Here is a 10888-nt window from a genome sequence, read left to right on the forward strand (position 1 = left end):
TTCCGTGCCTGCTGCCGACGGCCGCCCTGCCTGTCTCCTGTCGATGTTGCCTTCTGTCCTGCGGCGCCTTGCCGCCGCCCTGGTGCTGGGCGCCGCATGTCTGCCTGCCCTGGTGTGGGCGGACGTGGCGCCGCGGCCGATCTTCGTGCTGAATTCGCTTGACGCCAGCATCAGCGTGATCGACCCGGTCAGCTTTGCCGAACGCAAGCGCATTCCCACCGGCAAGGAGCCGCACCACCTGTACCTGACGCCGGACGAGAAGAGCCTGCTGGTGGCCAATGCGCTGAGCAACTCGCTGACCTTCATCGACCCGGTCACGGCCGAGGTGCAGCGCGTGCTCAACGACATCGACGACCCGTACCACCTGCGCTTCTCGCCGGACATGAAGTGGTTCGTCACGGCGGCGAACCGGCTGGACCATGTCGACCTCTACCGCTGGCAGCCGCAGGACAGCGCGGCGCCCCTGAAGCTGGTCAAGCGCATTCCGGCGCCGAAGACGCCGAGCCACCTGTACATCGATTCGAAGAGCACCGTGGTCTATGCCTCGCTGCAGGACAGCGACGAGCTGCTGGCCATCGACCTCGCCACCCAAGCCGTGCGCTGGAAGATCAAGGTCGGCAAGCTGCCCGCCGACGTGTACCTGACGCCGGACGACAAGCGGCTGTTCGTCGGCCTCACCGGCGACAAGTTCGTCGAGGTCTACGACGTCTCGGGTGCGCAGCCCGCGCTGGTGCAGCGCATCCTCACCGGCGACGGCGCGCATGCCTTTCGCAGCCGCGGCGACGGCCGGCACATCTTCGTGAGCAATCGCGTGGCCAACACGATCAGCATGATCGACACGCAGGCGATGAGCGTCGTGGCGCAGTTGCCCGGCCCGGGCGGTCCGGATTGCATGGACCTGCTGGCCGACGGCAAGACGCTGCTGGTCAGCTCGCGCTGGGCGCGCAAGCTCAGTTTCGTCGACCTCGACAGCCGCAAGGTTCTGCGCCAGGTGCCCGTCGGCCGTTCGCCGCATGGCGTGTGGACGCTGGACCATGCGTCGCGCCGCTAGCCTGCTGCTGCTGGTCGCCGGCCTCGCGGCCTCGACGCTCGGCCTTGCCGCGGGCTGCGGCAAGCCGCTGTACCTCACGTTCGACACCGGTCACATGGGCATCGCCCCGCTGGTGGCCGAGGTGCTCGGGCGCGAGCAGGTGCACGTCACCTTCTTCCTGGCCAACGAGCGCACGCAGGACGGCGGCTGGAGCCTGGATGACCATTGGGCGCCGTGGTGGCGCGCCCGCGCAGCCGAGGGCCATGCCTTCGGATCGCACACCTGGGACCACGACACCTGGCTGGCCGACCGGCCCGACGGCCGCTTCCTGCTGCGGCCCTCGATGGGGCCGGGCGCCGGCAAGGCGCGCCAGATGACGGCGGCGGCGTACTGCGCCGAGCTGCAGCGCCCGGCCGACCGTTTCCGCGCGATGACCGGCCAGGCCATGCTGCCGCTGTTCCGCGCGCCCGGCGGCAAGACCTCGCCGGCCTTGCTGCAGGCGGCCAAGGCCTGCGGCTGGACGCATGTGGGCTGGTCGCCGGCCGGCTTCCTGGGCGACGAGCTGCCGAGCGATCGCTACCCCAATGCGCAGTTGCTGCAGCGCGCGCTCGACGGCATCCGCAGCGGCGACATCCTGGTCGCGCACCTGGGCATCTGGTCGCGCCAGGACCCCTGGGCGCCGGCCGTGCTGGAGCCGCTGATCAAGGGCCTGAAGGCGCGCGGGTTCTGCTTCGCCACCTTGCGCGAGCACCCGACGCTCGGGGCTGCGCGATGAACGGCTGGAACCCGATCGACTGGTTCGGGGATGCGCAGCAGGCGCTGTTCGAAGGCGTGGTGCAGCCGCTGATGTTCACGCTGGGCCTGGGCAACCTGCTGGAGGACGGCTTCCGCGCCACCGGCTGGCTGCTGGTCGGCCTGGTCCAGATCGCGCTGATGCTCACGCTGATGCGAGCGCTCGAGCGCTGGCGGCCGGTGGAACCGGTGACCGATCGCGCGGCGGTGCGCACCGACGTGCTGTACACGCTGATCCACCGGCTCGGCCTGTTCCGCATGGTCATGTTCCTGAGCATCGACCCGTTCTGGGACTGGCTGGCGGGCCAGGCCAGGCTCCAGGGCCTGCGTGGCGTCGAGCTGGACGGGCTGTGGCCCGGTGTCACCGATGTCGCGGTGGTGAGCTTCCTGATCTACCTGGTGGTGTTCGACTTCATCGACTACTGGTTCCACCGCGCGCAGCACCATTTCCACTGGTGGTGGCAGCTGCATGCGCTGCACCACAGCCAGCGCCAGATGACGCTGTGGACCGACAACCGCAACCACCTGCTCGACGACATGCTGCGCGACAGCCTGTTCGTGCTGGTGGCGCTGGTGATCGGCGTGCCGCCGGGGCAGTTCGTCGCGTTGGTGGCGCTGGGGCAACTGGTGGAAAGCCTGTCGCATGCCAACGTGCGCATGGACTTCGGCCCGTTCTTCAGCCGCGTGCTGGTGGGCCCGCGCTACCACCGGCTGCACCATGCGATCGGGCTCGGCCATGAGGCGGACGATGGGCGCCTGGGCGGCCACAACTTCGCGGTGCTGTTCCCGCTGTGGGACATCCTGTTCGGCACCGCCTGCTTCGACGGGCAGGACCATGCCACCGGCATCCGCGACCAGCTGCCCGAAGCAGGCGGGCGCGACTATGGGCGCGGCTTCTGGGCCCAGCAGTGGCTGGGGCTCAAGCGCCTGGCCGGTCGGGCCTGAGCGCCGCGCTGGCGTATCCTCGCCGCCACGATGAGACAACTGCTCGACGCCTTCTGGCGTGCCGCGGCCTACTGCCTGCATCCGCAGGTGATCGGTCTGTCCCTGCTGCCCCTGGTCCTGAGCGCGGCACTCCTGGCCGGCCTGGCCTGGCTGTTCTGGGTGCCGGCGATCGACGCGGTGCGCGCCACGCTGGAGGGCTGGCAACTGCTGAGCGCGGCACTGGCCTGGGTCGAGGGCACGCTGGGCGCCTCGTTCCGCTCGGTGCTGGCGCCGCTCATCGTCGTCGCGCTGGCCGTGCCGCTGACCGTCGCGCTGTGCCTGCTGCTGGTGGCCGTGCTGATGACGCCGGCGATGGTCAGCCTGGTCGCGCAGCGGCGCTTCCCGGCGCTCGAGCGCAAGAAGGGCGCCGGGCTGCTGCGCGGCATCCTGTGGTCGCTGCTGTGCACGGCCGTCGCGATGCTGGCGCTGCTGATCACCTTGCCGCTGTGGCTGGTGCCGCCGGTGGCGCTGCTGCTGCCACCGCTGATCTGGGGCTGGCTGACCTACCGCGTGATGGCCTTCGATGTGCTGTCCGACCATGCCAGCGGGCCCGAGCGCCGGCAGCTGATGCAGCGCCACCGCGGGCCGCTGCTGGCCATTGGCGTGATCACCGGCTACCTCGGTGCGGCACCCTCGCTGCTGTGGGCCTTCAGTGCGCTGACGCTGGTGGCCGCACCGATCCTGGTGCCGCTGTCGGTGTGGCTGTACACACTGATCTTCGCGTTCAGCGCGCTGTGGTTCACGCACTACGGCCTGGCCGCGCTGGCGGCCCTGCGCGTCGAGGAGGCAGCACGTCTCGCCCAGGCGCCGGCCGTTGCCGGCGACGTCATCGATCTGCTGCCGCCGGCGCCCGGGCCGGCGCCCTTGTGAGGACCGCATGAGCCGCAGCTTCGGCCTGATCGTCATCGGCGACGAGATCCTGTCCGGCAAGCGGCAGGACAAGCACATGGCCCGCGTGATCGAGTTGCTGGCCGCGCGCGGCCTGGCGCTGGCGTGGTCGCGCTACGTCGGCGACGATCGGCCACGCATCACCGCCGCGCTGCGCGAGGCCTTCGGCAGCGGCGACATCGTGTTCAGCTGTGGCGGCATCGGCGCCACGCCGGATGACCACACCCGCCAGTGCGCGGCCGCCGCGCTGGGCCGACCGCTCGAACTGCATCCGCAGGCGCGGGCGCTGATCCTCGAGCGCATGCAGGACCTCGCCCGCGAGCAGGGGCAGCCCTTCGAGCCCGAGCGACCCGACAACCTGCACCGGCTGAACATGGGCATGTTCCCGCAGGGCGCCGACATCATTCCCAACCCGTACAACAAGATCCCGGGTTTCTCGGTCGGCGACGTGCATTTCGTGCCCGGCTTTCCGGTGATGGCCCATCCGATGATCGAATCGCTGCTCGACGGCCGCTATGCCGCGTTGCACGGCAGCCAACGGCAGGCCGAGCGCGGCTTCATCGTGATGGGGGCGATGGAGTCGACGCTGACGCCGCTGATGGAGGTCATCGAGGCCAGCCATGCCGGCGTGCGCGTCTACAGCCTGCCCAGCGTGGACCATCCGCAATGGGGGCGCCACATCGAACTCGGGGTCAAGGGCGTGCCGGCCGCGGTGCCGGTGGCGTTCGAGCAACTGCGGCAGGGACTGCTGGCTTTGGGCGCCGAGATTCGCGCCGAAACCGCGGCGCGCTGAGCGCCAACTTGGTGCAATCGAGCCACCCCAAAATGGGGCAAATTGACGCATTAAATTGGTGCGTCTAGCCGGTATCGCGGGCGGCTTCACGGGGACTGCCGCAGCCCAGTGCTGGGCATGCTTTCTGCTACATTCCAGTGCGCCTTTTCGAGGGGGTTTTCCCTCTCAAAACCAAAGCCCGCACAACCTCATCCCCCCACCCCTGTTACACGCGTCCTGCTAGGAGATTCTTGATGGCCAAGACCGTCGCCGACGTGATGTCGATGGTGAAGGAAAACGAAGTCAAGTTCGTCGACTTCCGTTTCACCGACACCCGCGGCAAGGAGCAGCACGTTTCCGTGCCTGTTTCCCATTTCGATGAAGACAAGTTCACGTCGGGCCATGCCTTCGACGGTTCCTCGATCGCCGGCTGGAAGGGCATCGAAGCGTCCGACATGCTGCTGATGCCGGACCCCAACACGGCCAACATCGACCCGTTCTTCGAAGAGCCCACGCTGATCCTCAGCTGCGACGTGCTGGAACCCGGCGACGGCAAGCCCTACGAGCGCGATCCGCGCTCGCTGGCCAAGCGCGCCGAGGCCTACCTGAAGTCCTCCGGAATCGGCGACCAGGCGTTCTTCGGCCCCGAGCCCGAGTTCTTCATCTTCGACCAGGTCCAGTGGAACGTCGACATGCAGGGCTGCTTCGTGAAGGTGACTTCCGAAGAAGCCCCGTGGAGCACCGGTGCCACGCTAGAAGGCGGCAACATGGGTCACCGCCCGGCCGTCAAGGGCGGCTACTTCCCGGTGCCCCCGGTCGACAGCTTCCAGGACATGCGCTCGGAGATGTGCCTGATCCTCGAATCGCTGGGCATTCCGGTCGAGGTGCATCACCACGAAGTGGCGGCCCCGGGCCAGAACGAACTGGGCACCCGGTTCAGCACGCTGGTGCAGCGCGCCGACTGGCTGCAGTTGCAGAAGTACGTGATCCACAACGTCGCGCACGCCTATGGCAAGACCGCGACCTTCATGCCCAAGCCCATCGTCGGCGACAACGGCTCGGGCATGCACGTGCACCAGTCGGTCTGGAAGGACGGCAAGAACCTGTTCGCCGGTGACGGCTATGCCGGCCTCTCCGAGTTCGCGCTGTACTACATCGGCGGCATCATCAAGCATGCCCGCGCGCTGAACGCGATCACGAACCCCGGCACCAACAGCTACAAGCGCCTGGTGCCCGGCTTCGAAGCCCCGGTGAAGCTGGCCTACTCGGCGCGCAACCGCTCGGCGTCGATCCGCATTCCGTATGTCGCGAACCCGAAGGGCCGCCGCATCGAGTGCCGCTTCCCCGATCCGCTGTGCAACCCGTACCTGGGCTTCTCGGCCATGCTGATGGCCGGCCTGGACGGCGTCGAGAACAAGATCCATCCGGGCGAAGCCGCCACCAAGGATCTTTACCACCTGCCGCCGGAAGAAGACGCGAAGATCCCGACCGTCTGCCACAGCCTCGACCAGGCCCTCGACTACCTCGACAAGGACCGCGCGTTCCTGACCAAGGGCGGCGTGTTCACCGACGCGTACATCGATGCCTACATCGAGCTGAAGATGCAGGAAGTGACGCGCTTCCGCATGACCACGCACCCGCTGGAATTCGACCTGTACTACAGCCTCTGATCCCCTCCGGTGGTCAATGCATGAAACGGGGCGGCTTCGGCCGCCCCTTTTTCATGCTGGGCCACAATGCGGCGTGAGACTGGAGTCGACGATCATGAAGCGCAGGTCCCTCACCCTCAGCCTGGTGCTGTGCACCGCCGCGGTGGCGCAAGCGCAGGGCGCTGCCTCGGCGCCGGCGGCCACGCCCGGCGGTCCGACGATCGTGTACAGGTGCCCCGGCAACCTCTACACGAGCGAGCTGACGCCCAAGATGGCCGAAGAAAGGAACTGCCGCCCGATCGAGGCTGCACCGGTCACCGTGGTCCAGATGCCCAAGCCGCGTCCGGCGGCGGCCAAGCCCAGCGATGCCAAGGTGGACCCGGCCGCCCAGCGCGAGCGCGACAACGATGCCCGCGCGATCCTCGAATCGGAACTGCGGCGCGAGGAAGACAAGCTCGCGGCGCTGAAGCGCGAGTACAACAACGGCGAGCCCGACCGCCGTGGCGACGAGCGCAACTACCAGACCTACCTCGACCGGGTCTCGGCGCTGAAGGCCAGCATCACCCGCAGCGAGAGCGACATTGCCGCCATCAAGCGCGAGCTGGCCAAGATCCAACCCTAGGAATCCTGCACGATGAGTTCGACCCGCGCCGAGAACAGCCGCTTCGAGGCGCTGGACCTGCTGGCCACGATGGTGGCGGTGGTGCAGGGCGACGGCGCGCTGCTGTACGTCAATGCGATGTTCGAGACCGTGGCCGGCCTGTCGCGGCGCAGCCTGATGCGATCGAACCTGTTCGACTGGTTTGCCGATGGCGCGCAGCTGCGCGAGACGCTCACCGCGGTGCTGCGCAACGAGATCGCCACCGGCCGCTTCGACGGCACCATGCGCCGCACGCCGCTGGCGGCCCACGAGCTGCTGCCGGTGCATGTGATCGTCAACCAGATCGAGCACGGCAGCGACCGCGTGCTGGTCGAGATGCTCGAGATCGAGCAGCAGACGCGGCAGGACCGTGAAGAGCGCGCCATTGGCCAGGTGCAGGCCAACAAGGAGCTGATCCGCAACCTCGCGCACGAGATCAAGAACCCGCTGGGCGGCATCCGGGGCGCCGCGCAGCTGCTGGCGATGGACCTGGTCTCGAAGGAGCTGACCGAGTACACCAACGTCATCATCCACGAGGCCGACCGGCTGCAGGCGCTGGTCGATCGCCTGCTGGCGCCGCACCGCCGTGCGCAGGCGGTGGCCGACGTCAACATCCACGAGGTCTGCGAGCGCGTGCGCTCCCTGGTGCTGGCCGAGTACCCGCAGGGCCTGGCGGTGCAGCGCGACTACGACACCTCGATCCCCGATTTCCGCGGCGACCGCGAGCAGCTGATCCAGGCGGTGCTGAACATCGCGCAGAACGCGGCGCTGGCACTGGCCGAGCGCATCGCGGCGGGCGACGCGAAGCTGATCCTGCGCACGCGGGTGGCACGCCAGGTCACCATCGGCAAGCAGCGCTTCCGACTGGCACTGGAATTGCATATCGAGGACAACGGACCGGGCGTGCCCGAGGAAATTCGCGATCGCATCTTCTACCCCCTGGTCTCGGGGCGCGAAGGCGGTTCGGGCCTCGGGCTGACACTGGCGCAGACCTACGTGCAGCAGCATCAAGGCATGATCGAATGCGACAGCGTCCCCGGCCGGACCGTGTTCAGGATCGTGATACCGCTGCCCTGAAGAAGGGGCATCACCGAGGAAGACAGGCCGCCGCCGCATGAAACCCATCTGGATCGTAGACGACGACCAATCCATCCGCTTCGTGCTCGAGAAGGCGCTGCAGCGTGAACAGTTCGCCGTGCGCATCTTCTCCAACCCGCGCGACGTGCTGGCCGCGCTGGATGACGACGAACCGCAGGTGCTGGTGAGCGACATCCGCATGCCGGGCGGCTCGGGGATCGAGCTGCTCGGCAAGGTCAAGCAGCGCCACCCTGGCCTGCCGGTGATCATCATGACGGCCTACTCCGACCTGGACAGTGCCGTCTCGGCCTTCCAGGGCGGCGCCTTCGAGTACCTGCCCAAGCCCTTCGACCTGACGAAGGCGATCGAGCTGATCCGTCGCGCCGTCGACGAAAGCCTGCGCGAGGAAGTGCGCGATGCCGCCGCCGCCGAGATGCCCGAGATGCTGGGCCAGGCGCCGGCGATGCAGGACGTGTTCCGCGCCATCGGCCGCCTGAGCCAGAGCAACGTGACGGTGCTGATCACCGGTGAGTCGGGCTCGGGCAAGGAGTTGGTCGCGCGCGCGCTGCACAAGCACAGCCCGCGCGGCGACCTGGGGCAGAACGGCCCCTTCATCGCCATCAACACCGCGGCGATCCCGAAGGACCTGCTGGAGAGCGAGCTGTTCGGCCATGAGCGCGGCGCCTTCACCGGCGCGCAGACCATGCGCCGCGGCCGCTTCGAGCAGGCCGACGGCGGCACCTTGTTCCTCGACGAGATCGGCGACATGCCCTTCGACCTGCAGACGCGCCTGCTGCGCGTGCTGTCGGACGGGCAGTTCTACCGCGTCGGCGGGCACCAGCCGCTAAAGGCCAATGTACGCGTCATCGCGGCCACCCACCAGAACCTGGAGCAGCGGGTGCGCGAGGGCGCGTTCCGCGAAGACCTGTTCCACCGGCTCAACGTCATCCGCCTGCGGCTGCCGCCGCTGCGCGAGCGCAGGGAAGACATCCCGGCACTGACGCGCTTCTTCCTGACCAAGAGCGCGAAGGAACTGGGCGTCGAGGCCAAGCGCATCACCGATGCCGCGCTCGACCGGCTGATGATGTTCGACTTCCCGGGCAACGTGCGTCAGCTGGAAAACGTCTGCCATTGGCTGACGGTGATGGCGCCGGCGCAGGTGATCGAGCCCAAGGACCTGCCGCCCGAACTGCTGGCCGGCGAAGTGCCACGCGCGCCGGTGGTGCCGGTGGCAGAGCCGGGCATGGCGCCCGCTGCGCAGCCGGCGGCATTGGCTGCGCCGCTGCCGGCCGCCGCGCTGCCGGCCGCGCCGATGGTGGGCCAGGCCACCGGATGGCTGCTGGACCTGCAGCGCGAGGCGCGGCGCCTGCTCGAAACGGGCGACCCCGAGGTCTGGGACACGCTGACGCGCCAGTTCGAAGCGCGCCTGATCCAGACCGCCCTGGAGATCACCCGGGGCCGTCGCATCGAGGCCGCGCACAAGCTTGGCATCGGCCGCAACACGATCACGCGCAAGATCCAGGAACTCGGCCTGGACGATTGAGGCACCGGGCGCCGCCGCAGGGCGGCGCGCGGCCTACTTCCAGTGCTGGCTGTCCAGCGGCACCGAGCCGGTCCAGCTGCGCTCGACCTCGTCGAACTCCGAGTGCGAGGCTTCCAGCACCTCGAGTGCCGGTCCGGCAGCATGGTGGCCGGCGATGGTGGTGTTGCGCGCCACGCTGCGCAGCGCAATGGCTTCCACCAGCCGGGTGCGCAGCGCACGCAGCGCGTCGCGGGGCTGTTCGGCCTGCAGGCGCTCGAGCTGTTCCAGCCCGCGCTGCAGCACCGCGACCGGCACCCGCATCAGTGCCCGCGAGCCCTTGCGGCCGAGCGCGCGCTCGATGTAGGCCAGGTGCGGCATCACCTGCTTCAGCCCGGGGTGCTGCTTGATCAAGGCGCGCAAGCTGCGGTGGGCTTCGCGCAGCGCCTGGCCGCGACTTTCGATCAGCGGCGGGCTGGTGCTGGCCGGTACGAGCGTGGTGCCGTCATAGCGTCCGAACAGCGTGGATCGGAGCCAGCGCAGCGGGCCGAAGACAGGCGGCTTCTTGCGCGCAGGGGCCGGCGGCGGCGTCATGGCGCGGGCGTAGACCGCGTCGTCGAAATAGCTGGACCGGGCGTCGCTCATGGGGTGGGATGGGGGGCTAACGACCACCGCGCACTATGCCATGTGCCATGCGTCACGGCTAGCGCGGCAACCCCGCCAAAGGCCAGGCGACAGGACCTCGGTCAAGGGGTCAGTTCGACCAGCACCGGCGCATGGTCGCTCGGCCGCTCGTTCTTGCGCGGCGCCTTGTCGATGCGGCAGGCACTGGTGCCGGCCTTCAGCGCCTCGCTCACCAGGATGTGATCGATGCGCAGGCCCTGGTTCTTGCGGAAGGCCAGGTTGCGGTAGTCCCACCAGCTCCAGCTCTTGGGTGGCTGCTCGAACAGCCTGAACGCGTCGCTCAGGCCCAGCCCCAGCAGGGCGCGGAAGTGGGCCCGTTCCTCGTCGGTGCAGTGGATCTGTCCGGCCCAGGCGACCGGGTCGTAGACGTCGCGGTCCTCGGGCGCGATGTTGAAGTCGCCCAGCAGCACCAGTTTCGGATGGGCCGCCAGTTCGCCGCGCAGCCAGTCGCGCAAGGCCTCCAGCCAGCGCATCTTGTAGGCGAACTTGTCGGTGCCGGGCGCCTGGCCGTTCGGGAAGTAGCCGCCGACCACGCGCACGCCGGCCACGGTGCCGGTGATCACGCGGGCCTGGTCGTCGTCGAAGCCCGGGATGTTCTTGACCAGGCCTTCGGCCGGCAGGCGCGACAGCAGCGCCACGCCGTTGTAGGTGCGCTGGCCGAACCACGCGCATTGCCAGCCGGCTGCGGCCAGCTCGGCCTGCGGGAACTTGTCGTCGGTGAGCTTGGTTTCCTGCAGCACGATGGCGTCGGGCTGCTCGGCCGCCAGCCAGGCCAGCAGCTGGGGCAGGCGCACCGACAGGGAGTTGACGTTCCAGGTGGCGAGCTTCATGTGTCGTGGGCCACCGGCAGGGC

Annotated in this window: 11 protein-coding genes; 9 read left to right on the forward strand and 2 right to left on the reverse strand. The window is 68.7% G+C overall.

Going from position 1 to position 10888, the window contains the following annotated elements; translation table 11 throughout:
* Positions 1-43: 43 nt before the first annotated feature.
* From ACILR4_RS18525 to ntrC, 9 genes are all read left to right on the forward strand, one after another.
* Positions 44-1051, forward strand: a complete 1008-nt coding sequence (locus tag ACILR4_RS18525; RefSeq protein WP_395702346.1) for a YncE family protein — start codon at positions 44-46, stop codon at positions 1049-1051.
* Positions 1035-1805 (forward strand): polysaccharide deacetylase family protein, encoded by a 771-nt coding sequence (locus ACILR4_RS18530; protein WP_395702347.1) that lies wholly within the window; start codon positions 1035-1037, stop codon positions 1803-1805. Before ACILR4_RS18525 ends, ACILR4_RS18530 begins: the two co-directional genes overlap by 17 nt.
* Positions 1802-2767, forward strand: coding sequence for a sterol desaturase family protein (locus ACILR4_RS18535; protein WP_395702348.1), 966 nt, complete (start codon positions 1802-1804; stop codon positions 2765-2767). Before ACILR4_RS18530 ends, ACILR4_RS18535 begins: the two co-directional genes overlap by 4 nt.
* Positions 2768-2797: 30 nt before the next feature.
* A complete protein-coding gene (locus tag ACILR4_RS18540) occupies positions 2798-3676 on the forward strand; it encodes an EI24 domain-containing protein (protein WP_395702349.1) in 879 nt (292 codons plus the stop codon).
* Positions 3677-3683: 7 nt separating this feature from the next.
* Positions 3684-4487 (forward strand): competence/damage-inducible protein A, encoded by an 804-nt coding sequence (locus ACILR4_RS18545; RefSeq protein WP_395702350.1) that lies wholly within the window; start codon positions 3684-3686, stop codon positions 4485-4487.
* Between the two features lie 233 nt (positions 4488-4720).
* Positions 4721-6136 (forward strand): type I glutamate--ammonia ligase, encoded by a 1416-nt coding sequence (gene glnA / locus ACILR4_RS18550; RefSeq protein WP_395702351.1) that lies wholly within the window; start codon positions 4721-4723, stop codon positions 6134-6136.
* Positions 6137-6230: 94 nt separating this feature from the next.
* Positions 6231-6737, forward strand: coding sequence for a hypothetical protein (locus ACILR4_RS18555; protein WP_395702352.1), 507 nt, complete (start codon positions 6231-6233; stop codon positions 6735-6737).
* A 12-nt stretch (positions 6738-6749) separates the two neighbouring features.
* Complete coding sequence (gene glnL, locus ACILR4_RS18560) at positions 6750-7832, forward strand: nitrogen regulation protein NR(II) (RefSeq protein WP_395702353.1); 1083 nt, start codon at positions 6750-6752, stop codon at positions 7830-7832.
* A 37-nt stretch (positions 7833-7869) separates the two neighbouring features.
* Complete coding sequence (ntrC, locus tag ACILR4_RS18565; protein WP_395702354.1) at positions 7870-9375, forward strand: nitrogen regulation protein NR(I); 1506 nt, start codon at positions 7870-7872, stop codon at positions 9373-9375.
* A gap of 33 nt (positions 9376-9408) precedes the next feature.
* Here the strand turns inward: ntrC and ACILR4_RS18570 are convergent, their stop codons facing one another.
* A complete protein-coding gene (locus tag ACILR4_RS18570; protein ID WP_395702355.1) occupies positions 9409-9996 on the reverse strand; it encodes a hypothetical protein in 588 nt (195 codons plus the stop codon).
* 101 nt (positions 9997-10097) lie between these two features.
* Complete coding sequence (locus ACILR4_RS18575; protein WP_395702356.1) at positions 10098-10865, reverse strand: exodeoxyribonuclease III; 768 nt, start codon at positions 10863-10865, stop codon at positions 10098-10100.
* Positions 10866-10888: the final 23 nt, after the last annotated feature.

This window comes from Aquabacterium sp. (assembly GCF_044226965.1).
In the GTDB taxonomy this organism is placed as follows: Bacteria; Pseudomonadota; Gammaproteobacteria; order Burkholderiales; family Burkholderiaceae_C; genus Pseudaquabacterium.

Coding starts and splice junctions, on each gene's coding strand:
- ntrC (WP_395702354.1), top strand. CDS start 7,870: ATGAAACCCATCTGGATCGTAGACGACGACCAATCCATCCGCTTCGTG.
- glnA (WP_395702351.1), top strand. CDS start 4,721: ATGGCCAAGACCGTCGCCGACGTGATGTCGATGGTGAAGGAAAACGAA.
- ACILR4_RS18545 (WP_395702350.1), top strand. CDS start 3,684: ATGAGCCGCAGCTTCGGCCTGATCGTCATCGGCGACGAGATCCTGTCC.
- ACILR4_RS18525 (WP_395702346.1), top strand. CDS start 44: ATGTTGCCTTCTGTCCTGCGGCGCCTTGCCGCCGCCCTGGTGCTGGGC.
- glnL (WP_395702353.1), top strand. CDS start 6,750: ATGAGTTCGACCCGCGCCGAGAACAGCCGCTTCGAGGCGCTGGACCTG.
- ACILR4_RS18575 (WP_395702356.1), bottom strand. CDS start 10,865: ATGAAGCTCGCCACCTGGAACGTCAACTCCCTGTCGGTGCGCCTGCCC.
- ACILR4_RS18555 (WP_395702352.1), top strand. CDS start 6,231: ATGAAGCGCAGGTCCCTCACCCTCAGCCTGGTGCTGTGCACCGCCGCG.
- ACILR4_RS18570 (WP_395702355.1), bottom strand. CDS start 9,996: ATGAGCGACGCCCGGTCCAGCTATTTCGACGACGCGGTCTACGCCCGC.
- ACILR4_RS18530 (WP_395702347.1), top strand. CDS start 1,035: ATGCGTCGCGCCGCTAGCCTGCTGCTGCTGGTCGCCGGCCTCGCGGCC.
- ACILR4_RS18540 (WP_395702349.1), top strand. CDS start 2,798: ATGAGACAACTGCTCGACGCCTTCTGGCGTGCCGCGGCCTACTGCCTG.
- ACILR4_RS18535 (WP_395702348.1), top strand. CDS start 1,802: ATGAACGGCTGGAACCCGATCGACTGGTTCGGGGATGCGCAGCAGGCG.